This window comes from Pantoea vagans, assembly GCF_001506165.1.
GTDB classification, from domain to species: Bacteria; Pseudomonadota; Gammaproteobacteria; order Enterobacterales; family Enterobacteriaceae; genus Pantoea; species Pantoea vagans_C.
This window is the reverse complement of the sequence record NZ_CP011427.1, coordinates 1,031,246-1,055,201: the sequence shown is the minus strand read 5'-3', so window position 1 is coordinate 1,055,201 and position 23,956 is coordinate 1,031,246. Positions and strand designations below refer to the sequence as shown.

The 23,956-nt window shown below is 54.8% G+C and carries 20 protein-coding genes and 6 tRNA genes; 18 read left to right on the top strand and 8 right to left on the bottom strand.

Annotated elements, in window-relative coordinates:
• Window positions 1–8: 8 nt before the first annotated feature.
• From LK04_RS04835 to ypdK, 3 genes are all read left to right on the top strand, one after another.
• On the top strand, window positions 9–1,610 hold the full coding sequence (locus tag LK04_RS04835) for an MFS transporter (RefSeq protein ID WP_039327355.1): 1,602 nt from the start codon (window positions 9–11) through the stop codon (window positions 1,608–1,610).
• Window positions 1,611–1,615: 5 nt separating this feature from the next.
• Entirely contained in the window at window positions 1,616–2,644 is a 1,029-nt protein-coding gene (locus LK04_RS04830) for an HlyD family secretion protein (RefSeq protein ID WP_039327358.1), read from the top strand.
• A 202-nt stretch (window positions 2,645–2,846) separates the two neighbouring features.
• Complete coding sequence (gene ypdK / locus LK04_RS20490; protein ID WP_100701370.1) at window positions 2,847–2,921, top strand: membrane protein YpdK; 75 nt, start codon at window positions 2,847–2,849, stop codon at window positions 2,919–2,921.
• Between the two features lie 41 nt (window positions 2,922–2,962).
• On the opposite strand, the gene alaC is transcribed toward ypdK, so the two are convergent.
• On the bottom strand, window positions 2,963–4,198 hold the full coding sequence (gene alaC, locus LK04_RS04825) for an alanine transaminase (RefSeq protein ID WP_039327361.1): 1,236 nt from the start codon (window positions 4,196–4,198) through the stop codon (window positions 2,963–2,965).
• 117 nt (window positions 4,199–4,315) lie between these two features.
• Window positions 4,316–4,840 carry a GNAT family N-acetyltransferase gene (locus tag LK04_RS04820; protein ID WP_039327364.1) on the bottom strand — a complete coding sequence of 175 codons (525 nt, stop codon included), beginning with the start codon at window positions 4,838–4,840 and terminating at the stop codon, window positions 4,316–4,318.
• A 429-nt stretch (window positions 4,841–5,269) separates the two neighbouring features.
• On the opposite strand from LK04_RS04820, the gene LK04_RS04810 reads away from it, so the two are divergent.
• Window positions 5,270–6,961 carry a sensor histidine kinase gene (locus LK04_RS04810; RefSeq protein ID WP_039327372.1) on the top strand — a complete coding sequence of 564 codons (1,692 nt, stop codon included), beginning with the start codon at window positions 5,270–5,272 and terminating at the stop codon, window positions 6,959–6,961.
• The gene (locus tag LK04_RS04805; protein ID WP_039327375.1) at window positions 6,958–7,683 is read left to right on the top strand and encodes a LytR/AlgR family response regulator transcription factor; all 726 of its coding nucleotides are present in this window, start codon (window positions 6,958–6,960) and stop codon (window positions 7,681–7,683) included. Before LK04_RS04810 ends, LK04_RS04805 begins: the two co-directional genes overlap by 4 nt.
• Before the next feature lie 33 nt (window positions 7,684–7,716).
• Here LK04_RS04805 and glk read toward each other — a convergent pair whose 3' ends face one another.
• Entirely contained in the window at window positions 7,717–8,682 is a 966-nt protein-coding gene (glk, locus tag LK04_RS04800; RefSeq protein ID WP_039327379.1) for a glucokinase, read from the bottom strand.
• Between the two features lie 156 nt (window positions 8,683–8,838).
• On the bottom strand, window positions 8,839–10,494 hold the full coding sequence (locus LK04_RS04795; protein WP_039327382.1) for an alpha-keto acid decarboxylase family protein: 1,656 nt from the start codon (window positions 10,492–10,494) through the stop codon (window positions 8,839–8,841).
• Window positions 10,495–10,706: 212 nt separating this feature from the next.
• Here LK04_RS04795 and mgrA point away from each other — a divergent pair, with 212 nt between their 5' ends.
• Complete coding sequence (gene mgrA / locus LK04_RS04790) at window positions 10,707–11,699, top strand: L-glyceraldehyde 3-phosphate reductase (RefSeq protein WP_039327385.1); 993 nt, start codon at window positions 10,707–10,709, stop codon at window positions 11,697–11,699.
• Window positions 11,700–11,858: 159 nt separating this feature from the next.
• A complete protein-coding gene (locus LK04_RS04785) occupies window positions 11,859–12,197 on the top strand; it encodes a DUF2502 domain-containing protein (RefSeq protein ID WP_039327388.1) in 339 nt (112 codons plus the stop codon).
• A 44-nt stretch (window positions 12,198–12,241) separates the two neighbouring features.
• Here the strand turns inward: LK04_RS04785 and LK04_RS04780 are convergent, their stop codons facing one another.
• Entirely contained in the window at window positions 12,242–13,483 is a 1,242-nt protein-coding gene (locus LK04_RS04780) for an Nramp family divalent metal transporter (protein WP_039327390.1), read from the bottom strand.
• Window positions 13,484–13,852: 369 nt separating this feature from the next.
• Between LK04_RS04780 and LK04_RS04775 the strand changes: the two genes are divergently transcribed.
• The 5 genes from LK04_RS04775 (at window position 13,853) to LK04_RS04755 (ending at window position 19,486) form a co-directional block, all read left to right on the top strand.
• A complete protein-coding gene (locus LK04_RS04775) occupies window positions 13,853–15,043 on the top strand; it encodes a NupC/NupG family nucleoside CNT transporter (RefSeq protein WP_039327393.1) in 1,191 nt (396 codons plus the stop codon).
• Between the two features lie 193 nt (window positions 15,044–15,236).
• Window positions 15,237–16,325: an LLM class flavin-dependent oxidoreductase gene (locus LK04_RS04770; RefSeq protein WP_039327397.1), complete on the top strand. Its 1,089-nt coding sequence runs from the start codon at window positions 15,237–15,239 to the stop codon at window positions 16,323–16,325.
• Entirely contained in the window at window positions 16,325–17,308 is a 984-nt protein-coding gene (locus LK04_RS04765) for an ABC transporter substrate-binding protein (protein ID WP_039327400.1), read from the top strand. The genes LK04_RS04770 and LK04_RS04765 overlap by 1 nt, the downstream gene beginning before the upstream one ends.
• Complete coding sequence (locus LK04_RS04760) at window positions 17,305–17,895, top strand: cysteine dioxygenase (protein ID WP_039327404.1); 591 nt, start codon at window positions 17,305–17,307, stop codon at window positions 17,893–17,895. The genes LK04_RS04765 and LK04_RS04760 overlap by 4 nt, the downstream gene beginning before the upstream one ends.
• The gene (locus LK04_RS04755) at window positions 17,888–19,486 is read left to right on the top strand and encodes a rhodanese homology domain-containing protein (protein ID WP_039327406.1); all 1,599 of its coding nucleotides are present in this window, start codon (window positions 17,888–17,890) and stop codon (window positions 19,484–19,486) included. The genes LK04_RS04760 and LK04_RS04755 overlap by 8 nt, the downstream gene beginning before the upstream one ends.
• 477 nt (window positions 19,487–19,963) lie before the next feature.
• Here LK04_RS04755 and LK04_RS04750 read toward each other — a convergent pair.
• A tRNA-Ala gene (locus tag LK04_RS04750) sits at window positions 19,964–20,039 on the bottom strand.
• A 42-nt stretch (window positions 20,040–20,081) separates the two neighbouring features.
• Window positions 20,082–20,157 (bottom strand) — tRNA-Ala (locus tag LK04_RS04745).
• A 342-nt stretch (window positions 20,158–20,499) separates the two neighbouring features.
• Between LK04_RS04745 and LK04_RS04740 the strand changes: the two genes are divergently transcribed.
• Both LK04_RS04740 and LK04_RS04735 read left to right on the top strand, forming a co-directional pair.
• A complete protein-coding gene (locus LK04_RS04740; RefSeq protein WP_039329656.1) occupies window positions 20,500–21,288 on the top strand; it encodes a formate/nitrite transporter family protein in 789 nt (262 codons plus the stop codon).
• Window positions 21,289–21,399: 111 nt separating this feature from the next.
• The gene (locus LK04_RS04735) at window positions 21,400–21,753 is read left to right on the top strand and encodes a YfeC-like transcriptional regulator (RefSeq protein ID WP_039329658.1); all 354 of its coding nucleotides are present in this window, start codon (window positions 21,400–21,402) and stop codon (window positions 21,751–21,753) included.
• An 84-nt stretch (window positions 21,754–21,837) separates the two neighbouring features.
• Here the strand turns inward: LK04_RS04735 and gltX are convergent, their stop codons facing one another.
• Window positions 21,838–23,259, bottom strand: coding sequence for a glutamate--tRNA ligase (gene gltX / locus LK04_RS04730; RefSeq protein ID WP_039329659.1), 1,422 nt, complete (start codon window positions 23,257–23,259; stop codon window positions 21,838–21,840).
• Window positions 23,260–23,532: 273 nt separating this feature from the next.
• Here gltX and LK04_RS04725 point away from each other — a divergent pair.
• The 4 genes from LK04_RS04725 to LK04_RS04710 all read left to right on the top strand — a co-directional run bounded on the left by LK04_RS04725 (window position 23,533) and on the right by LK04_RS04710 (window position 23,929).
• Window positions 23,533–23,608: transfer RNA gene (locus LK04_RS04725), tRNA-Val, on the top strand.
• 48 nt (window positions 23,609–23,656) lie between these two features.
• A tRNA-Val gene (locus tag LK04_RS04720) sits at window positions 23,657–23,732 on the top strand.
• Window positions 23,733–23,773: 41 nt separating this feature from the next.
• Window positions 23,774–23,849 (top strand) — tRNA-Val (locus LK04_RS04715).
• A gap of 4 nt (window positions 23,850–23,853) precedes the next feature.
• A tRNA-Lys gene (locus tag LK04_RS04710) sits at window positions 23,854–23,929 on the top strand.
• The last annotated feature ends 27 nt before the right edge of the window (window positions 23,930–23,956 follow it).

The following is a 23,956-nucleotide window of genomic DNA, read 5'->3' as shown; positions in this document are numbered from 1 at the left end:
AGCCTGTTATGAACGCCCAGCCTGTTGCGGCTCCGGCTCCCCATCCGTTTACCTTGCGCCTGGCGTTAGGGTTGGTTGGCGTGCTGATAGCTGCGCTCACTTCCGGATTAAACGACCGCGTGACCGATATCGCGCTGGCGGATATCCGAGCTGCGATCGGCATTAGCTACGATCAAGGCAGCTGGATCATCTCCGCCTACCAAGCCGCGGAAGTGGCCGCCATGATGATCGCACCCTGGTTTGCCGTGACGTTTTCACTGCGACGCTTCGCCCTGGCCGTATGCACCGGATTTATGCTGAGCGGATTACTGCTGCCTTTAATGCCTGGCTCGACGCTATTCATCGCACTGCGTGTGATTCAGGGCCTGTTCGGTGGTGCACTGCCACCGCTGCTGATGACCGTCGCACTGCGTTTTTTACCGCCTCCCATTAAGCTGTATGGCTTGGGTGCCTATGCCTTGACCGCGACCTTTGGCCCCAACCTCGCCGCCACGCTGGCCGCTTTCTGGACCGATGAAGTCGGCTGGATGTTTGTTTTCTGGCAGGTGGTCCCCGCGATGCTGATTGCCATGCTGTTGATTGGCTGGGGGTTGCCACAGGATCCACTGCGCTTCGAGCGCTTCAGGCAGATCGATCTGTTCGGCATGCTGACCGGCTGCTCGGGCATGGCGCTGCTGATACTGGCTTTAACCCAAGGCGAGCGCCTTGACTGGCTCAGTTCCCCCTTGTTCGTCGCGCTATTATTCAGCGCACTCGCATTGCTGACTGTGTTCTTTATTAATGAATGGTTTCACCCGTTACCCTTGTTCAAATTGCAGATGCTGCGTCGGCATAATTTGACGCACGGATTACTGGCTCTGGCGGGAGTGTTGATTTTATCGCTGTCAGGCTCAGCCCTGCCCTCCGCCTATCTCGCTCAGGTTGAAGGCTTCCGCACGCTGCAATTCGCGCCGCTGGCGTTAACCATCGGCCTGCCACAACTGTTGATCGCCCCGCTGGTTGCCGCGCTGCTCAACATAAGGTGGATCGATTGCCGCTGGATGCTGACGGCGGGCGTCACGTTACTGGTGATGTCATGCCTGATGGGGATGCACATCACCACTGACTGGGCACGCCAGAACTTCTGGCTGATTCAAATCCTGCAGGCTTTCGGTCAGCCGATGGTGATTTTGCCGGTATTGATGAGCGCCACCAGCGTGGTGGCCCCACCGGAAGGGCCTTTCGCCTCAGCGATGTTTAATACGGTACGCGGTTTCTCCAGCATTGCCGCCAGTACGCTGGTGACATGGTTTATCAGCCATCGCGAGCAGTTTCACTCCAACATATTGGTAGGGAATGCCGCCAGCCGCGACTGGCTGATGACCGCCCCCACCAGTGCTCAATCGAGCAGTAGTTTTCCTTTATTGCCAGATGGCAGTGCCAGCAGCGCTGAAAACCTCAGCGGTTTCGCCACGTTGCTGAAACACCAGGCGATGGTGCTGAGCCTGAGTGACTGTTATCAGATGCTGATCGCTTTCGCTGCGCTGCTGTTATTGCTCACCGCCTGGCTGCCAAAGCGCGTCTGGCCACCACAAACCCTGATTCAACCTGTTACGACGACGTCGAGATAATTGATATGCAAGCTTCTGCTTTGAAAAGAACGGTGCTGCTGAGCGCCTTATTAATCGTGTTGCTGGCAATGGCCTTTTTTGTCTGGTCATCAATGACCGGTAACGATCACCGTACGGATGATGCCTATGTAAATGCCGATTACACCCTGGTGGCTCCGAAAGTGTCCGGCTATGTCGCCAGCGTGAATGTGCTGGATAACCAGCAAGTGAAAGCGGGCGAGTTGCTGGCCACGCTGGACGATCGTGACTACCGCGTGGCGCTGGAAACCGCGCAGGCAAATCTGCAAGTGAGTGAGGCCAAGCGGCTGAGCAGCCAGGCGCAACTGGAGCAACAGCAGTCCACCATTGACGAGGCGAAAGCCACCTTAGCCGCCAGCCAGGCATCGTCTCAGTACGCCGGACAAAGCGCAGCACGTTACAATCAGCTGTATAAAAGCGGCACCATTGCCGCCGATGAACAGCAAAAAGCCAGCTCGACCCAGCGTTCCGCCTCGGCAGCTGTGCGCCAGAGTGAAGCCGCTTTAGCCGCCGCCATCAAGCAGGTGGGCGTATTGCAGGCGGCCGTGCGTCAGGCGGAAGCCGATGTGACCGCCGCCCAAGCCAGTGTTGACCAGGCTAAGCTGAATCTTTCCTATACGCGCATCGTCGCGCCCGTGGATGGCATGGTAGGACAGCGGTCGGTGCGACTGGGCGCGTACGTCAGCGCGGGCACCCGTTTGCTGGCGGTGGTGCCGTTGCAACAGACGTACATTACGGCCAATTATCTTGAGACGCAGTTAGCCGATGTGCAGCCAGGACAGAAAGCGGTGGTGAAGGTTGATGCGTTGCCAGGCAAGCGCTTTACCGGCCATGTTGACAGCATTGCACCGGCCACGGGGGCGACTTTTTCCGCGATTTCACCCGACAATGCCACTGGTAATTACACCAAGGTGGTACAGCGTTTACCGGTAAAAATTGTGCTGGATGCCAACCAGCCGGATCTGGCGCAATTGCGTGTGGGCATGTCCGCCATTCCAGAAATTGAAGCCCGCTGAAAATGTGAGCAATCTCTCAGGAGTGGCCTATTTATTTTCGGATCGATTGCGCGTAAATTAGCGCTCGATCCTGTTCTGAGTTCGCTTGGAACCACCTGAGAAGAAAGCGTGCAGCGGTTATGAACTTCACCTTTCTCTTATTCTGTTCGGGTTACGCTGGCGTGGGATCACCAGCATGGTAACCGCTCAGAGGAGTTGTTTTGTGAGATACGCTTTAATGGGAGTTTCTTTCTTCCTGTTGATCTGGGTTGGCACCTTCGTGCTGATGCTCAAATAAATCATGCCAGGCGGGGCGACCAGTGTCGCCCCTCTTAGTTTTTACTCTTCTTCATCCAGCGCTTTCACCGTTCCCGGCAAAATGCCGTCGGCACGGAACATCGATTTGATGCCGCGCACCGCCTGACGGATACGATCGCTGTTTTCAATCAGTGCAAATCGGACATGGGTATCACCGTAGTCACCGAAACCAATGCCCGGCGAGACGCACACCTTGGCTTCCTGCATCAGCAGTTTGGCGAACTCCAGTGAACCGAGATGCGCGTAGTGATCGGGGATTTTTGCCCAGACGTACATCGACGCTTTAGGCAGATCGACCATCCAGCCCGCCTCATGCAAGCCTTTTACTAAGACATCACGACGGCGTTTGTACTGTTCCGCAATATCGCGCACGCATTGTTGGTCGCCTTCCAGTGCCGCAATGGCCGCGACCTGCAATGGCGTGAAGGTGCCGTAGTCGTGATAGCTTTTGATGCGGGCCAGCGCAGAGACCAACTCTTTGTTGCCGACCATAAAGCCGATGCGCCAGCCTGCCATGTTGTAGCTTTTTGACAGGGTGAAGAATTCCACCGCGACATCACGTGCGCCGGGCACCTGCATTATCGACGGTGCTTTCCAGCCATCGTAGGTGATGTCTGCGTAGGCGAGATCGTGGATCACCAGTACGTTGTACTGTTTCGCTAGCGCAATCACACGCTCGAAGAAGTCCAGCTCAACGCATTGTGACGTCGGGTTCGACGGGAAGCCGAGGATCATCATCTTCGGTTTTGGATAGCTTTCGCGGATGGCGCGCTCTAATTCGTTGAAGAAGTCGACGCCTGCCACCAGCGGCACTGAACGTACCTGCGCCCCGGCAATCACCGCGCCGTAGATGTGAATCGGGTAGCTTGGGTTTGGCACCAGCACGGTATCACCGTGATCGAGGGTTGCCAGCATGAGATGTGCCAGCCCTTCTTTTGAACCGATGGTGACAATCGCTTCCGATTCCGGGTCGATGTCGACTTGATAGCGGTCTGCGTACCAGCGCGAGATGGCGCGACGCAGACGCGGAATGCCTTTAGAGGTTGAATAGCCGTGCGTGTCTTCGCGTTGCGCCACCTGGCAGAGTTTTTCCACGATATGCGGCGGCGTAGCGCCATCGGGGTTCCCCATCGAGAAATCGATGATGTCTTCGCCGCGCCGACGCGCAGCCATCTTCAACTCAGCGGTGATGTTAAATACATATGGGGGAAGGCGTTCAATACGCGAGAAACGACGGGGTGTGCTGTTATCAGCCATGATGTCCTCTGGATTACGTTAGCGCCCGGACCGTCCGAGCGACGCTGGTCACTGCGGTGACCGAAGAAGAACATAACGCGCTGATAACAGAATTGTCGAGAGCAACAGAATATTTTTTTAATTTTCTGGATTCAGGCGACCGAACACCCAATCGTTCACCCATTGGTCGTTTAACAGGTAATTATCCCGTAGCGTACCCTCTAGCTCGAAACCATTCTTTTCCAGAATGCGCCGCGATGGCCAATTCCCCTCGATAACCAGCGCTTTGAGCTTATGAAATTCTGCCTCCAGCAAGAAGTCACAGAGCGCTTGCAGGGCTTCACTGCCATAACCGTTTCCGGTAAAGCGATGGCAGAGCATGTAACCCACTTCGGCCTGGCGATAGGGCTGCCATTCGGCACTGCATCCAAACAGGCCAATAGGTTCATTGGTGTCACGCAGGCGCGCCACCAGGCAGAGCATGTGGAAACTGCTGGCCTGCCAGGGCGCGAGCCGGTCATTAAAACGCTGGCGAATGTCATTTTCATCAGGAATTTCGCTGACCCATGTCATGGTCGCGGGGTCTTCATGCACGGCTTTAAAGATTTGCCAGTCTTCGGGTTGTAAGCGAGTCAGAGATAAACGAGGGGTGAGAAGTTGCATTGCTGCGCTCCGCGAATTTACTCAGGGCAACATAGCAAACCGGACAATAGACAACCAGCGCTCAGCGCACGGATTTATTAATCCTCTTTTTGTTACTCAAGTTTTCCTCTTTTTCCTGATGTTCTTGCTGCGGGTCCGTGCGCAATCCAGAAAAGCCGCGTCCGATCGCAAAGGAAGCACGCATCCCTGCAGATCGGCCGCGCCGTCCATGCCGCGGACGCTTCGCTCTTCGGACGCGGCTTTTCTGGACCTTAAGCATAGGAGTTGCTGTTTAATCATCATGGCCGGCTGTCAATTCTCGTTAAAAATTGATCTACACCATCAGAAGCGTTTGTCGGGTGCCTTTGCGCTGGCAGATCTTGATCACATTTTTTATCATAGCCCCATCCAAGCTTAGTCTGAGAGATGCCCTTGCCTTCCCACTTCGACATGCTGCTGGCGGTGTTTGACCGCGCTGCATTGATGCTGATCTGCCTTTTCTTCCTCACGCGCACGCGCGTGTTTCGTCAGCTGTTGCAGAAAGATGAGCATTCGATAAAAGAGAAAGTGGTGGTGACGGCGATTTTCTCGCTGTTTGCACTGTTTAGTACCTGGTCAGGTATCAACGTGGATGGCTCGTTGCTGAATGTGCGTGTGATTGCGGTGATGTCAGGCGGGATTCTGTTTGGCCCCTGGGTCGGCATTGCCACCGGTGTCATCGCGGGTGTGCATCGTTACTTGATTGATATGGATGGCGTCACCGCCGTGCCCTGTTTAATCACCAGCATTATTGCCGGGATCGCGTCAGGCGTGATCAATCGTCGGGTGGGTAAAGAGCAGCGTTGGCGCGCCGGTATCTTAGGCGGCATGCTGTGCGAAACCCTTACCATGCTGCTGATTGTGCTGTGGGCCAGACCGATGTCTCTGGGCTTTTCGATTGTCTCAGAGATTGCGCTGCCGATGATCCTTGGCGCATCCAGCATCGGCCTGATTGTGCTGCTGGTGCAGAGCGTAGAGGGTGAAAAGGAGGCGATTGCTGCGCGTCAGGCCAAGTTAGCGCTGGAGATTGCCAACAAAACCCTGCCGCTGTTTCGCCAGGTGAATAGTCAGTCATTACGCCAGGTGTGCGATATCATCCGCAGCGATATTCATGCTGACGCGGTCGCCATCACCAATACCAAACAAATTCTGGCTTACGTCGGTTACGGCGAGCATAACTACCAGAATGGGGATGATGGCATCAGCCCCACCACCGCGCAGTCCATCGCCAGCGGCAAAATCATTATCAAGAATAATGATGAGGCGCACCGCACCAAAGATATTCACTCGATGCTGGTTATTCCCCTTTGGGAAAAAGGGGAAGTGACAGGCACACTAAAAATCTATTATCGCCGGGCGCACCGCATCACCGGTTCGCTAAAAGAGATGGCGATTGGCCTGTCACAAATCATCTCCACTCAGTTAGAAGTATCGCGCGCGGAGCAGTTGCGCGAAATGGCCAACAAAGCGGAACTGCGCGCGCTGCAAAGTAAGATCAACCCGCACTTCCTGTTTAATGCGCTCAACGCGATTTCGGCGTCCATTCGCCTCAATCCCGATACGGCGCGTCAGTTGGTGATTAATCTGTCGCGTTATCTGCGCTACAACCTGGAACTCAACGATGACGAGCCCATCGATATTAAAAAAGAGTTGTGGCAGGTGAAGGATTACATTGCCATTGAACAGGCACGCTTTGGCGACAAGCTCTCGATGATTTACGACATCGATGAAGACCTGCACTTTTCTCTGCCAAGCCTGCTGATTCAGCCACTGGTGGAAAATGCCATTGTGCACGGGATCCAACCGTGTCGCGGCAAGGGTGTGGTGACATTGAGCGTGAAAGATTTGGGCGATAATGTCCGCGTGGCGGTGCGTGATACCGGTGCCGGTATCAGTGAAGAGGTTATTGCTCGCGTGGCGCGCGATGAGATGCCCGGCAATAAAATTGGCCTGCTGAATGTCCATCATCGGGTCAAACTGCTTTCGGGTCAGGGGCTAACGATCATTCGTCATCAACCCGGCACCGAGATCTCCTTTACGCTGAGTAAAAATGGTCAGCGCCTGGCTGCGCCATTAAGCCTTATTTCGGAACACAACGCGTGAAAGCCATCATCGTCGAAGACGAATTCCTTGCTCAACAAGAGTTGAGCTGGATGATTCAGCAACACAGTCAGATCGCTATCGAAGCCTGCTTTGATGATGGTCTGGAGGTGTTGAAATACCTGCAAAACCACCGTGTGGATGTGATTTTCCTCGATATCAATATTCCGTCTCTGGACGGCATGCTGCTGGCGCAAAACATTAATCAGTTTGCTCACAAGCCGTTGATCGTGTTTATCACTGCCTGGAAAGAGCATGCGGTGGATGCCTTTGAACTGGATGCGTTTGACTACATTCTCAAGCCCTACCAGGAGTCGCGCATCATCACCATGCTGAACAAACTCGAAGCCACCGCGCAGCAGCAGCACGCGCAGGCCCAATCAGCCCAGAGTGCGCCGTTGACCGTCAATCTGGTGAAAGATGAGCGCATCATCGTCACCGATATCAACGATATCTATTACGTTGAGGCCCATGAAAAGCTGACGTTTGTTTATACCCGCCGCGAAGCCTATGTGATGTCGATGGCGATCAGCGAGTTTTGCAGTCGCTTGCCGGAGCAGCTGTTTTTCCGCTGCCATCGCTCGTATTGCGTCAACCTCAGCAAAATTCGCGAGATCGAGCCGTGGTTTAACAACACTTATCTGGTGAAGTTGCGTGATTTGGATGCGCAGGTGCCAGTGAGTCGTAGCAAGGTGAAGGCGTTTCGCCAGTTGATGAGGTTATAAGGCGAACGGCGCAGCGCCGCTCGCCCTTGTGCGTTACAGTACGCGGCCCAGCGTTTGGCGCAGATGCGCACCCGCGCCCAGTAAGCCTGGCTGATCGTGAGTAATCATGTAGACCGGAATATCCACCAGGTAATCACGGAAGCGGCCTTTATCTTCAAACGCAGCGCGGAAACCCGAGGCTTTGAAGAAGTCGAGGAAGCGTGGCACGATGCCACCGGCAATATACACCCCGCCAAAGGTGCCGAGATTCAGCGCCAGGTTGCCACCAAATCGCCCCATGATCACGCAAAACAGCGACAGTGCACGACGGCAATCGGTGCAGCTGTCTTGTAGTGCGCGTTCCGTTACATCTTTAGGTTTAAGATTTTCCGGCTCGCGCTGGTCAGATTTAACGATAGCGCGATACAGATTCACCAGCCCTGACCCGGACAGCACACGCTCCGCTGACACATGGCCCAACTCGGCGCGTAACACCTCAAGGATTTCACCCTCTTCTTCGCTGTTTGGCGCGAAGTCAACATGACCGCCCTCACCCGGCAGGCTGACCCAGCGCTTATCCACATGCACCAGGTGACTAACTCCCAAACCGGTACCGGCACCGTAAATGGCAATTGGTTTACCTTCAACCGGGGCTTTACCGCCAAACTGCAGCACTTCATTTTCAGAAAGCATCGGAATAGCCATCGAGACTGCGGTGAAATCATTGATGATTTCCAGGCTCTCGAAGGCCAGATGTTCTTTCATCTCACGCGTTGAAAATGCCCAATCGTGGTTGGTCATCTCCACCCAGTCGCCGGTGATTGGGCAGGCAATCGCGATACAGGCGTGTTTGATCTCCTGCTTCTGCTCATCGAGATAAGCACGAATCACCGCTTCGAGATTGTCGTAGTCTGATGTTGAGAATGTTTTGGCCTGGGAGATGGCGCCGGTCTCCACCTCACACAAGGCGAGACGAGCGTTAGTGCCGCCCACATCGCCGACCAGGGCGTATTTTGTCATTCTTCTGCTGCTCCGCTTGGGTCATAAACAATTGCAGGACACTATATAAGAGCCTGCCAATAAAACAATCACGCCCACCAGCATGATGGGCGTCAATACTTCAGATGTGTGGCACAGCCTGACGTTCACAGCCTCATGTGTATAGAGGCAATTTTCCTAAACCTGCCCGCTGTTGCGCTGATGCAGCGCGGCAGTGACCTTACGCAGCAGAGGTGGCAGGTCTTGTTTCTCCATCACCACTTCCACCAGCGTCAGCCGGCGATTCAGCATTAATTGCTCCATCACCGCCGTCAGTTGCACCGTCTCACTCACCCGCCAGCTTTGTGCCTGACACTGCACACTCATGGCGTGCGGCAGCGCGGTCCAGTTCCACGGCGCGATATCGTTGTAGCGCTGCTCAGCACCGTGAATCGCCCGTTCAACCGTGTAGCCGTCATTATTTAACAGGAAGATGATCGGCTGTTGCCCGTCACGCTGCATCGAACCCAACTCCTGAATAGTCAGTTGCGCTGAGCCATCACCGATGATCAGGATGACGCGGCGCTCCGGCTGCGCGGTTTGCGCCCCGAAGGTCGCTGGTAGAGTATAGCCAATCGATCCCCATAACGGCTGCACCAGCAGTTGCGCGCCCTGTGGTAAACGCAGCGCTGCCGCGCCAAACGCCGCCGTGCCTTGGTCGGCCAGGATAATATCACCCGGCTGCAGGAAGCGCTGCATCGCCTGCCAGAATGCACGCTGACTGATTACCGCATCATCAGGTTGCTCATTTTCTTCGCAGGAAACGTGGTCGGCCAGCGCCCAGTGTGCGCAGTGACGCTGATAAATCGGCAGCAATGCCGCCAATGCCTGCGCCATGCTCAACGGTGCGAAGCGTTCTCCGCCCACCGTAGCGTGGAAAGGTTGCAGATCAATCACGCGTTCTGCAGGCAGATGCTGAGTGAAGCCAGCAGTTAAGGTGTCGGTAAAGCGCACGCCGACACACAGCGTCACATCGGTATCTTCAATAGCACGGCGTACCGCTTCACTGCTGCCCTCCGCGGCGTAAGTGCCGACATATCCCGATTGCTGCTCATCCAGTACACCTTTGCCCATTAACAAGGTAGCGGCGGGAATCGCACGGAGCTGGCGCAAGGTTGCCAGTGGTTTTTGCAGTTGCCAGCGTGCCGCGAGAAAGTCCGCCAGCAAGGCGACACGCTGCGCGGGCGCCAGAAGACGTTCAGCGGCAGCCGCAAAAGCCGCAGCGGCGGAATCGTCAGGTGTTACTGAGGACGGTAAATCGGCGAGTTCAACCTGCGCGGCTGCCACGTCGACCGCCAGCAATAAATAGCCCGGCCGATGCTGATGCAGTGACTCGGTGATGACACGATCAATTTCCGCGACGGCATTCTCCGCTGTCAGCACCGCGCTGGCGACGCTGACCTCCTGTGCCATACGCAGGAAGTGATGGAAGTCGCCATCGCCTAAAGAGTGGTGCACACAATGCCCCTGCTGCTGGGCTTGGCTGGCGGGAGCGCCCACAATATGAATGACAGGCACATACTCCGCATAGCTGCCCGCAATGCCATTTATTGCGCTGAGTTCGCCCACGCCAAAGGTGGTGAGCAAGGCGGCGGCACCGTTGCAGCGTCCATAACCGTCCGCTGCGTAGGCTGCGTTTAACTCATTGGCGCAGCCGACCCAGGCGATCTCCGGGTGATCGATTACGCTGTCGAGAAATTGCAGGTTGTAATCGCCGGGCACGCCAAACAAGTGACGGATACCCGCCTGCTGTAAACGGTGCAGTAAATAGTCGCCAACAGTGAGAGTTTTCATCGACAGCTCCTTCTTAAGGGAATAATCGAAGTATCAGCAATGTGGCTGAATTGGCGAGATTTTCATCATCAGCGCGCTGTGATTTGTGGCAAGCAATCGTTACGACGACAGAAAATTCTGTAAGTTGCGATCTTCGGCCCGTTTCGGCTTAGTGTAAACGCATACACTGCTATGCTGATGTCACTTTCTCCCCTTTGAGACAGGAACGCTGCATGTCTATTTTTCCCCATCCCGACCGTTATCAACAGATGCAATATCGTCGTAGTGGCCGCACAGGCCTGAAGCTGCCCGCGATTTCGCTGGGTTTATGGCATAACTTTGGCGACAGCACGCGCGTCGATAACAGTCGTGAACTCCTGCGCCACGCCTTTGATCGTGGCATCACTCACTTTGATCTCGCCAATAACTATGGTCCGCCTCCGGGTTCCGCCGAGTCAAATTTTGGCCGTATTCTGCGCGAAGATTTTGCCGGACTGCGTGATGAACTGGTGATCTCGACCAAAGCGGGTTACACCATGTGGGATGGCCCGTATGGCGATTGGGGATCACGCAAGTATCTGGTTTCCAGTCTCGATCAAAGCCTGAAGCGTTTGGGGCTGGAGTACGTCGATATCTTCTATCATCACCGTCCTGATCCAGAGACACCGCTGGAAGAGACCATGCGCGCGCTGGATCACGTGGTGCGTCAGGGCAAAGCGCTGTATGCCGCCATTTCCAACTATCCTGCCGATAAGGCCGCTGAAGCGATCGCCATTTTGCGTGACCTTGGTACGCCATGTCTGATCCACCAGCCAAAATACTCCATGTTCGAACGCGCCCCTGAAGAGCAAGGCTTGCTGGATGTGCTGGGAGACAATGGTGTCGGCTGCATCGCCTTCTCTCCGCTAGCGGGCGGTGTGTTGACTGACCGCTATCTGCAAGGCATTCCAGAGGATTCACGCGCCGCCAGCGGCAGTAAATTCCTCAATGAGAGCCAACTGACCCAAGAGAAAATGGAGAAGGTGCGCAAGCTGCAGGCTATCGCGCAGCAGCGTGGGCAGAAGCTGGCGCAAATGGCGCTAAGCTGGGTGCTGCGTGATGAACGTGTGACTTCCGTGCTGATCGGTGCCAGCAAAACCGCGCAAATCGATGATGCTGTTGAGATGTTGAGCCAGCCGGTGCTCACGCAAGACGAGATTAATGCCATCCACGCCATTTTAGTGTAAGCGCTTCCCCACCCGGTTCAGGCCGGGTGTTTTCCGCAGCAGATAATTCTCAATTCAGATTTCCCTCAACCTTTTCAGACTCATTCTCAAGGCATGGTTGGTCCGATGTGGCAGACTAGCGCAACGGTGGCAGTGATAAGCTACTGAAAAGGAGAAGTAATGAAACGAGCTATTTTGTTTGCCGCGTTGCTGGCATCTTTATCCCCGTTGGCAATAAGCACAGCACATGCCGATAGCCTGACCATTCGCACACCCGGCGTGACGTTACATCTCGGCGACCGTGACCGTCGCGGTTATTACTGGGATGGTGGACGCTGGCGTGAACCGCGTTGGTGGAATGACCGCTACTCATACAATGAACGCCGCTGGTGGCGACATGATGAATGGCGACGCCATAAAGAGTGGGAGCGTGAACATCGCTGGCACGAGCGTGAACGCCGCGCACACTGGCGACACGATCATCGGCCGCCACCGCCACCCCCGCCTCACTGGCGTTAAAAAATCCCGGCCTCAGAGCCGGGATTTTTCATTGAGCGATTGCGTTACCAGCCGAGCGCTTCGCCCACCAGTAAGTAAAGGTTCAACGCCACCACCAGCACCACAATCAGGCGCCCCGCGTTCTGCATCAGGCGTGAATTCACCATCTCATCGCCCATCAACTCACGGTTGCCAGTAAAGGCAAGCAGCGGAATCAGCGCCAGCGCAATACCAAAACTCAGCAGCACCTGGCTCATTACCAGAATGCGGGTGGGATCCCATCCCGCCCAAATCACAATAAAGGAAGGCAACATGGTGATGGTACGGCGCAGCCACAGCGGAATGTGGAAGCGGATAAAGCCCTGCATCACCACCTGCCCCGCCAGTGTGCCAACAACGGTCGATGACAAACCGGCGGCGACCAGACTCAAGCCAAACACAATGGCAGCCGCTTTGCCCAGCAGCGGTTGCAGCGTCAGGTACGCCTGGTCGAGATCGACAATGCTGGTGTGGCCGCTAAAGTGGAAAGCCGCAGCGGCAGTGGCCATCATCGCCAGATTGACAAAGCCCGCGATAGTCATGGCAATCGCTACATCGAGTTTGGTCGAAGAGTAGCGATCGGCTTTGCTGCCGATGTTGCCGTGCTGTGTCAGTGCGGAATGGAGATAAATGACATGTGGCATGATGGTGGCACCTAACACACCTGCCGCCAGGAACACCGCATCGGATGTCGGCAGCGAGGGCAACGCCATGCCGGTCACTAACTCACTCACTTTCGGCTGCGAGAAAAACAGCTCAACGATGTAAGCCGCGGCGACAAACAGCAGCAGGCCGCCAATCACTAATTCCAGCGGCTTCTGACCACGGTTTTGCAGCATCAAAATTAAATAGGTGGCAACGCCGGTCAACACTGCACCTTGCAGCAGCGAAATCCCCAGCAGCAGCTTGAAGCCCAGCGCCGCACCAATAAATTCAGCGAGGTCTGTGGCCATCGCGATGATCTCTGCCTGCACCCAATAGAACCACACCGCCGGGCGCGGGAAACGATCGCGAATATGCTCAGCCAGGTTTTTGCCGGTAGCGATGCCCAGCTTGGCGGACATCAGCTGAATCAGCATCGCCATCACGTTAGCCCAGACCACCACCCACAGCAGCTTATAGCCGTAGGCCGCACCGGCCTGAATGTTGGTGGCGAAGTTACCGGGATCGATATAACCGATCGCCGCGATGAAGGCTGGGCCCAGCAGCGCGAGCTTGATTTTTCTGGCTCCGCGAGCGGCGCGCTCAGCGGTGCGGCTTTCTGACATAGTGTTGACCCTGTCCTAACGCTTGATGACCCGCACAGATTACGGGGCCAGCAAGGCAAGTGAAATATGGTTATCGTTATCGTAGTAATAGATGGTGCTATGAAGTATAGCCATTGCTATACCTTGCGGTAAAGCCAGTTCTTGCCAAAATGTTTGCAACAGGAATCACTCTACTCTCGGGTTATTTTATAGACAATGTTTTTGTGGATATTTCTTGTAACGGATTTGTGAAGAGGGTGTGAGCGGTGAGACTATTCTTAGAAATATGTCGATACCGAATACTTATAATGTGGTTTAGATCTCGTTTTTAAGTAACGCGTTACATAGAATACGCAACAAAATACAACCCTCCTCAAATTTGGAGCCGACATGTCCCATATTTTGCACTTTCTTTTGGCATTAGTGGTGGTAGCCGTACTGGCCTTGCTGGTCAGTCACGATCGTAAGAGTATCCGTATTCGCTACATCGTACAGCTTCTGGTGATCGAAGTTTTGCTGGCGTGGTTCTTCCTTAACTCTGAAGCGGGCCTCGGCTTCGTGAAAGGGTTTGCCGGTCTGTTTGACCATCTGCTGAAGTACGCCGCAGAAGGGACCAACTTCGTGTTCGGTAACATGAATGAGAAAGGCCTCGCCTTCTTCTTCCTCAATGTTCTGTGCCCGATTGTGTTTATTTCCGCGCTGATCGGTATTTTGCAGCATTTCCGTATCTTGCCATGGGTGATCCGCGGCATCGGTACCGTGCTGTCTAAAATCAATGGCATGGGCAAACTGGAATCCTTTAACGCCGTAAGCTCTCTGATTTTGGGACAGTCAGAAAACTTCATCGCCTATAAGGATATCCTCGGCAAGATGTCACAGCGCCGCATGTACACCATGGCAGCGACCGCTATGTCGACTGTATCGATGTCAATCGTCGGTGCTTACATGACCATGCTGCAGCCAAAATATGTGGTTGCTGCGCTGGTGCTGAACATGTTCAGCACCTTTATTGTCCTGTCGCTGATTAACCCCTACCGCATCGACAGCGAAGAAGACCTGCAGTTGCAGGACCTGCATAAAGGTCAGAGCTTCTTTGAAATGCTGGGTGAATACATCCTTGCTGGTTTCAAAGTGGCGATTATCGTTGCCGCGATGCTGATTGGTTTTATCGCGCTGATTTCTGGTCTGAACGCCCTGTTTGACCTGATCTTCGGCATCAGCTTCCAGGGTGTGCTGGGCTACGTGTTCTACCCGTTTGCGTGGGTGATGGGCGTGCCGTCCAGCGAAGCGCTGCAAGTCGGCAGTATCATGGCGACCAAACTGGTTTCAAACGAATTCGTGGCGATGATGGATCTGCAGAAAATTGCCGGTCAGCTGTCACCGCATGCCGAAGGCATCCTGTCTGTGTTCCTGGTCTCCTTCGCTAACTTCTCGTCTATCGGGATTGTGGCGGGTGCAATCAAAGGTCTGCATGAAGAGCAGGGTAATGTGGTTTCTCGCTTTGGCCTGAAACTGCTGTACGGTTCAACCCTGGTGAGCGTGCTCTCTGCCGCTATCGCCGGGCTGGTTCTGGCCTTCTGATAGTTTGGGCGAGCTTCGGCTCGCCCTTCTCTTCTTAATTATTCCTATCTGTTATAACCCCATTTTCAACCCGCAATCACCGCGCCAACCGCTGCTTCCCCGCTAATTGCAAATCCTTTGCACAATATTGAATTTCCTTCCCAGCCACCTGCCCCCGTAGCTTTTCTCCATGACCTCACATCAGGAGAATCGTATGAGCATTCAATTTCTTGGCATGATTGGCCACCGCCTCGCTTCAGAAATCATCCCGGCCAGCGGCCCGCTGTTCGATAAAGACTACATCGCTCGCTTTGCCCGCGCCCATGAAGAAGCCGGTTTTGATCGTATCCTGGTCGGCTATTGGTCCGATCAACCCGACGGTTTTTTGGTCACGGCCCACGCTGCGGCCCACACCTCGACATTGAAATTCCTGCTGGCACATCGCCCTGGTTTTGTCGCACCAACGTTGGCCGCGCGTAAGCTGGCCTCGCTGGATCATCTCACCGATGGCCGCCTGGCGGTGCACATCATCAGCGGTGGCAGCGATGTAGAGCAGCGCCGCGATGGGGATTTCCTGAATAAAGCCGAACGCTATGCACGCAGCGATGAGTTTCTGACCGTGTTGAAACAGAGTCTGGAATCTTCACGGCCCTACGATCATCAAGGTCAGTTCTATCAGGCTGAACAGGCATTTTCGGCGATTAAACCGCTGCAGAAAAAACTGCCGGTCTATTTTGGTGGTTCATCGCAGGAAGCGATTGATGTTGCGGCGCGCCACGCCGACGTATTTGCACTGTGGGGCGAGCCATTAAAAGGGGCTGAAGAGACGGTGCGCAGCGTGCGTGCCGCTGCGGCTCAGCAGGGACGTGAAATCGACTTCAATATTTCCTTCCGCCCGATTATCGGCAAAACCGAGAAGGAAGCCTGGGAGCGTGCCGAGCATATCCGCGAAACGGCCGAAAAACAGCTGCGCGAAACCGGCTTTGCCTTTGGTAAACCCAAACCGCAAAGCGTGGGTGCGCAACGCCTGCTGGCCGCCGCGAACGAAGGGGATCGACTGGATAAGGTGCTGTGGACCGGCGTGGCCAAACTGGTTCAGGGCGGCTACAACTCTACCGCGCTGGTCGGCACCGCCGATCAGGTCTCTGATGCGCTGCTGGACTACTATCGCCTTGGTATTCACAGCGTGTTAATTCGCGGCTTCGATCCACTCAATGATGCGGTGGAGTATGGTCAGGAACTGATTCCCCTGACGCGTGAAAAAGTGGCCGTGCATACTGCTGCGGTTAAAAGGAGCGCCTGATGCGGTTGGCTGCCCTGTTTGCCGGTGTTGCACTGGCGCTATCTGCGCTTAATCCGTTGTTGGCGGCGGATAAAGTCACCCTGCGCTTAGGCGATGTGAAAGGCGATCGTTTTGCCGCGCTGAAAGCCTCTGGCGAGCTTAATAACCTGCCTTACGATCTCAAACTCACTGCTTTCGATTCCGGCGCACCCGTGCAGGAAGCACTGAATGCTGGTGCGCTTGACGTCGGCTTTACCGGCGACCTGCCGTTCCTGTTTGTCTATGCCGCTGGCGCGCCGGTTAAAGCCGTGGGCGCCTGGCAGAATAATCCTGACAGCATCGCCCTGCTGACGCGTCCGAATGCCGGGATCCACAGTTTGCAGGATTTAAAAGGCAAGCAAATCGCGGTGAATCGTGGCGGCTGGGGCCATTATCTGCTGCTGGGCTTGCTGGAACGAGCCGGATTGAAGCCTGACGATGTCACGCTGCGTTTCCTTGGCCCGGTGGATGGTCGTGCGGCATTGACGTCTGGTGCGGTATCGGCCTGGGCGCCGTGGGAACCGTACATCGCCACCTCAACGGCGGTGGATGGCACCGTGCGTGTCCCTGACGGCGGCGGCAAGGGAATTATGTCCGGTTACTCGTATGCCTTAGCGCGCGATGAAGCCTTGAATGATGCCGGTAAGCGTAAAGCCATCGCCGATTTGCTGGCACGTCTGGCAAAAGCACAGATTTGGGCGCAGCAGCACCCGCAAGAGTTCGCAGCGGTGCTGGGCAAAACACTCAATATGCCCACAAACATTACCAGCAGCTGGATTGCCGATGCGCGAATCCGCCCGCTGGTGTTTGACGCCAGCCTGATCCCTACGCTGCAACAGTCGGCAGACTTCTTCCATCGCTATCAGGTATTGCCCAAAGCGATTGATGTCAGCAAAGCCTTTGATTTCAGCCTGTCTGCGCAGGCCAACCAGGTTGCTCAACATGCGCCGGGAGACAAATCATGAGTGAGTATCAACACCATCGTTTACGCCGCTTTGTCAGTGATCTGGCGAACTTACTCGACAGCCAACCCGATGAAGCCACGGTTTTGCAACAGGGCAGTGCCTGGCTGGGCGAGCTTATTCGCCATGATGACTGGTTAGATGAACCCTATACCCAGCCGCATCCAGACCACTATCAGCAATATCTGCTGTATGCCGATGCTCAGCAGCGCTTTTCGGTCGTGAGTTTCGTGTGGGGACCGGGCCAGCAAACACCGATTCACGACCATCGCGTGTGGGGCTTGATTGGCATGCTGCGCGGCGCGGAGATTTCACAATCCTGGCAGCCAGGGCCACATGGATTACAACCTGAAGGTGCTCCCGTGCGTCTCAATCCAGGTCATGTTGAAGCCGTCTCCCCCACCGTGGGTGATATTCACCGCGTGAGCAACGCCTATGACGACCGCGTCTCGATCAGCATCCACGTCTACGGTGCCAATATTGGGGCGGTAAAACGCGCGGTGTACCGCGAAGACGGCAGTGAAAAACAGTTTATCTCCGGTTACAGCAACCGCTATTTACCAAACATTTGGGATCTCTCACATGAGTAAAACGACTTTCCCTCTCCGCCCGGCAGCGGAGATTCTTGAAGCGCTGCGTCAGCAGCAGGAAGTGGCGATTGTGGATGTGCGTGACGAAGCGCTGTACGCCACCGCACATCCGCTGTTTGCGGTGAATATTCCGCTCTCCAAACTGGAACTCGAACTGTTAGATCGCATCCCGCAGCACAGCACATCCATCACTTTATATGATAACGGCGAAGGTCTGGCGCAGGCAGCAGCCGAACGTATAGCCGCACTGGGCTACAGCAATGTGGCGCTGCTGAAAGAGGATTTAGCTGGCTGGCAAGCTGCAGGCGGCGAGCTGTTTATTGATGTCAATTCGCCGAGCAAAGCGTTCGGTGAACTGGTGGAACATCACAATCACACCCCTTCCCTGTCAGCGGATGAGGTGCACGCCCTGATCAACAGCGATGCCGATGTGGTGGTGCTGGATGCCCGCCGCTTTGATGAATATCAGACCATGAGCATTCCCGGTGCCACCAGCGTACCGGGCGGTGAGCTGGTGTTGCGCGTGCGCGATCTCGCCCCTTCGCCGGAAACCACTGTGATTGTGAACTGTGCGGGACGTACGCGCAGCATCATTGGTACCCAGTCGTTGGTGAATGCCGGGATTCGCAATCCGGTATTCGCACTGCGTAACGGGACCATCGGTTGGACGCTGGCGGGACATGCGCTGGATAAAGCCCAGTCGCGTCGCTACGGTGAGACCAGCGAAACCGCACAGCGCCAGGCCGCGAATAATGCACGTAATCTTGCCGATCGTGCCGGCGTTGAACGTATTCCGCTGGCAACCTTGAAGCGCTGGCAGCAGGAGCCACGTACTACTTACGTATTTGATGTGCGCGATGCCGAGGAGTACGCCACGGGCCATCTGCCTGGCAGCCGCCACGTGCCAGGGGGACAGCTGGTGCAGGAGACCGACCACTATGCCAGCGTACGCGGCGCGCGCATTGTATTGATTGATGACGACGGCGTACGCGCCAATATGACAGCCTCCTGGCTGGCGCAGCTTGGCTGGCAGGTTTCAGTGTTAGAAGAGTTGCAGCCAGAGGATTTCAGTGCAACCGGCAACTGGAAACCCCAGGTGCCAGCCGTCGAACAGCCAGAATTTGTTTCGCCTCAGCAGCTCGCGGACTGGCTGGGCGAGGGGCAAACGCAAGTACTGGATTTCACCACGCGCGCCAATCATCTCAACAGCCATATTCCCGGCGCGGGCTGGCTACTGCGTTCAACGCTGCAACAGCAAGGCAAAGGTGCATTACCCGATGCACGACGCTATGTTCTGACCTGCGGCAGCAGCCTGTTAGCCGGTTATGCTGTCGAGCAGGTCGCTGAGTTGACCGGCAAGCCGGTGTTTGTGCTGGAAGGGGGTAACGCGGCCTGGCGTGCAGCAAACCTTCCGACCGAACAAGGCGAGCAACAGTTACTGTCACCGGCTATTGATCGCTATCGTCGCCCGTATGAAGGCACGGATATCGAACCGAAGGTGATGCAGGCGTATCTGGATTGGGAGTATGGTCTGGTCGCGCAACTGGACCGCGATGGTACGCACGGTTTCAGGGTATTGCCGTTGGCTTAATATGTTGCTGGGCGACCAGAAGGGCTTTTGACACTCATTCAAGCGCTTTCGGTCGCCATTAATGACTGATTACTTGTCAGTTAAGCTGCTGACGATAACGCAGGCTGGAGCCACACCGGGGAGGCGTGGGGCAGTTCGCGGCCGACCATGGATGGTCATCCGCGAACGGTCCGTCCGGCACGACGTGAAAGTCGAAGGTACCGCGTCAGCGGCGCGAGGACGGCCCAGAGGGGGCAGCAGTGGCGGCAGAGCCCGCACTGAAAAGAAAGGCCACTTATCAATAAGCGGCGCGAGGACCGCCAGCCCCGGTGCGGCTCCAGACGGCGTTATCATCAGCCGTTTGACTGAAGAGCATTACGCCATTAATGCGCACTTACAACAGACATCCAATGCATAGCAAAAACGCCAAAAGCACGATCATTCGTGTTTGATTTTTTCGTTTGGGATTTTATTACGCGTTCAGAACGAACAGAGATTTGGTGGAGATAAGCGGGATCGAACCGCTGACCTCTTGCATGCCATGCAAGCGCTCTCCCAGCTGAGCTATACCCCCACATCTGGAAATCTTATTCAGTGCCCATCGTTAATAACGATTTGGTGGAGATAAGCGGGATCGAACCGCTGACCTCTTGCATGCCATGCAAGCGCTCTCCCAGCTGAGCTATACCCCCAGCACCGAAAACTGCCGATTTAACTCGACGGACGGCATAATATGAAACCGCCTCCTGAGTGTCAACGTCAAATTCTTGTTCTGTGTTCAATCGCTGAAAAAGGCGGCAACCCCGCGTCATAATGGCTTTTTTTTCAACGCAATCGCACTTTCCTTTGCTGATTTTCGCATGACCTTCTCACCCCACAAGGTTAAATCGCGGTTAAAGATGTTAGGAATAATCTTGTGTTCGTTACGGGCGCGTGTAAACTTAGCGCGCTAATTAACCGGTCAACCTTCCAGGGTAAGTCTCTCTTTGGCCGGCCAGCAACTTCCCCCTTGTTAACGAAAAGAAAAGTGAACTATGTCGCTGCATACACCAAAAGAGATCGCCCAACTGGCGATTCAAGCTGGCGTGGCTAAAAGCCGTTTGCCGGTTTCTACCTTGTTAATTCTTGGCTTTATGGCCGGTGCATTTATTGCCACTGGTTTCCTGCTCGATCTGCACGTTATCAACCAACTCCCTGCTGAATGGGGTTCGTTTGGTGGCTTCCTCGGCGCAGCCGTGTTCCCGGTGGGTCTGATCCTCACCGTGTTAGCCGGTGGCGAACTGCTGACCGGCAACATGATGACGATGCCGATTGCCTGGTTCGCTCGCCGCATCAGCGGTTTTAGCGTGCTGCGTAACTGGTTCTGGGTCACTATCGCCAACTTCTTAGGCAGCGTGGCCGTGGCGTGGTTCTTTGGCCACATGCTGGGTATGACCGAAGGCGATTACCTGAAGAAAACCGTGGCGATTGCCCACGCGAAAGTGAATGCCGACTTCTTGCATGCGTTCATTTCAGGTATTGGCTGCAACTGGCTGGTGTGTCTGGCTGTTTGGTTAGCTTTTGCCAGTAAAGATATGGTCGGTAAAATCTTTGGCATGTGGTTCCCGGTGATGGCATTCGTCGCCATTGGCTTCCAGCACGTCATCGCCAACATGTTTATTGTGCCTGCTGCTATTTTTGCGGGCCAAATGAGTTGGGCAGAATTTGCGCCAAACGTGATTGCCGTTTTCCTCGGCAACGGCGTCGGCGGTGCAATTTTTGTTGGCCTCACCTATTTCCTCGCTTTCCGTCCAGAACAGCCTTCCGTTAGCGAAGCACAGTAATCGAATTATGCCTTTTGTCATCTGACAAAAGGCATTTTCCTGTCGGATGACTTCTCCCCGTTACGTTTTGTTGTAATATGTACAGCTAATGTATTTAACAGGGACAGCATCGTGAAAAAGGAATGGCTCACCCCCGAAGAGCTCGCGCTGGAAACGGGCTACAGTCGGCAGACCGTGAATAAATGGATCAAGCGAGAGAACTGGACAACCACGCCTAAACCGGGTGTTCAGGGCGGTAAAGCGCGATTAATCCACATTGACGAGCGTGTGAAAAGTTTTATCCAGTCCACGCGTCATGTGAACGAACCGGTGGCCAATTACGGTGCTCAACAAAATACGTTGCCTGCGTTATTAATAAATTCTGTCCAGCAAATGACAACAGGCGAACAAGACCAACTGGCCGCCCTGCTGCTGCGCGAAGGGATAAGTGGTGTGCTGGAACGGCTAGGCATTAAAGAAGAATAAAAAAGCCGGGGGCATTATGCTCCCGGCTTTTTTAATGCCCGCAATAATTGTAGCGGCAGCCTTTGATGGCAGCCGCTCACTCAATTAAGCCTGGGCTTCACGCTCAGCAATAAATGCCAGCGCTTTTTCAATACGCGCCACGCTACGGCTGCGACCAATGGCTTCAACGGTGACATCCAGTGCCGGAGACTGGCCTGCGCCCGTCACCGCCACACGCAGTGGCATACCCACTTTGCCCATTCCCAGCTCCAGTGCATCGGCTGCGCCCTGAATCGCGTTATGCACGTTTTCCGCATTCCACTCGCTGTCACTAAGCGCAGCCAGCTTATCACGTACCACTTCCAGCGGCTGACGCGCAACAGGACGCAAGTGTTTCTTGGCCGCATCCGCATCAAAGGCGTCGAACTCTTCATAGAAGTAACGGCAAGAAGCCGCGATCTCGACCAGCGTTTTGCAGCGCTCACCCAACAGCGTCACCAGCTTCGCCAGTTCCGGGCCGGTGCGGGTATCAATATTTTGCTGTTCAATGTGCCACTGCAGCTGCGTCGCCACGTATTCTGGCGGCAGCGTATTTATATAGTGATGGTTCAGCCACTGCAGTTTTTCAGTGTTGAAAGCACTGGCTGATTTGCTGACTGCATCCAGGGTAAACAGCTCGGCCATTTCTGCCACGCTGAAAATTTCCTGATCGCCATGCGACCAACCCAGGCGAACCAGATAGTTGAGCAGCGCTTCCGGCAGATAGCCGTCATCACGATACTGCATCACCCCTACCGCGCCATGACGCTTCGACAGCTTCTTGCTGTCATCACCCAGAATCATAGACACGTGCGCATAGGTAGGCACTTCAGCGCCAATCGCTTTCAGGATATTAATCTGGCGCGGCGTGTTATTAATATGGTCCTCACCACGAATAACATGGGTGATGCCCATATCCCAGTCATCCACCACGACGCAGAAGTTATAGGTTGGCGAACCATCAGTACGACGAATGATCAAATCATCCAGCTCTTGGTTACTGAATTCGATCGGACCACGGATTTGGTCATCGAAAATCACCGAACCTTCTTGCGGGTTACGGAAACGCACCACACATGGCTCATCCGCAGCGTGATGCTCGTGGCTGTCACGGCAACGACCGTCATAGCGTGGCTTCTCACCTTTCGCCATCTGTTCTTCACGCAGAGCTTCTAAACGCTCTTTTGAGCAATAGCATTTATAAGCAGAGCCAGCCTCTACCATTTCATCAATGACCGCGTTGTAACGATCAAAGCGCTTCGTCTGATAGTACGGGCCCTCATCCCATTGCAGGTTAAGCCAGTGCATACCATCCATGATGGCTTCAATGGCTTCCGGCGTAGAACGTTCTAAATCGGTATCTTCGATACGCAGAACGAATTCGCCCTTGTTATGGCGAGCATACAGCCAGGAATAGAGAGCAGTACGGGCACCGCCCACATGCAGGTAGCCAGTGGGGCTGGGTGCGAAGCGAGTTTTGATTTTCATTCAGCATTGCCTTAGATGCGCAGGTTTCTTTATCTGGATGACAAAAAAACGGGTTAACGCGAAAAAACAGTGGGCATATTCTAGCAGGTGAGACGCTTTCCTCAATGACTCTCGCGGTGGCATCGCTTATTCAACTGCGTTTTTCTGCTAATAAAACCAGCACATTGACTAAAAGCGCGACATTACGCCTAAATTTAGAGCGAACAAACATTTATGTTTTAAAAAGCGTTGACTCACTTCGAAGGATCCCTATAATGCGACTCCACACAGCGGGGGTGATTAGCTCAGTTGGTAGAGCATCTCCTTTACACGGAGGGGGTCGGCGGTTCGAGCCCGTCATCACCCACCACTCTTAAAGTGGTCCGCAGTGTGCAAGAGTTTGGAAAGAGTAAGATATGGGCGATTAGCTCAGTTGGTAGAGCATCTCCTTTACACGGAGGGGGTCGGCGGTTCGAGCCCGTCATCGCCCACCATATCTTAGTCAGATGACACTCTTGTTAAGCAGTTCCGAAGTGGGCGATTAGCTCAGTTGGTAGAGCATCTCCTTTACACGGAGGGGGTCGGCGGTTCGAGCCCGTCATCGCCCACCACTTCGGGTCGTTAGCTCAGTTGGTAGAGCAGTTGACTTTTAATCAATTGGTCGCAGGTTCGAATCCTGCACGACCCACCAATGTAGAAAGGCGCCCTAAAGGCGCCT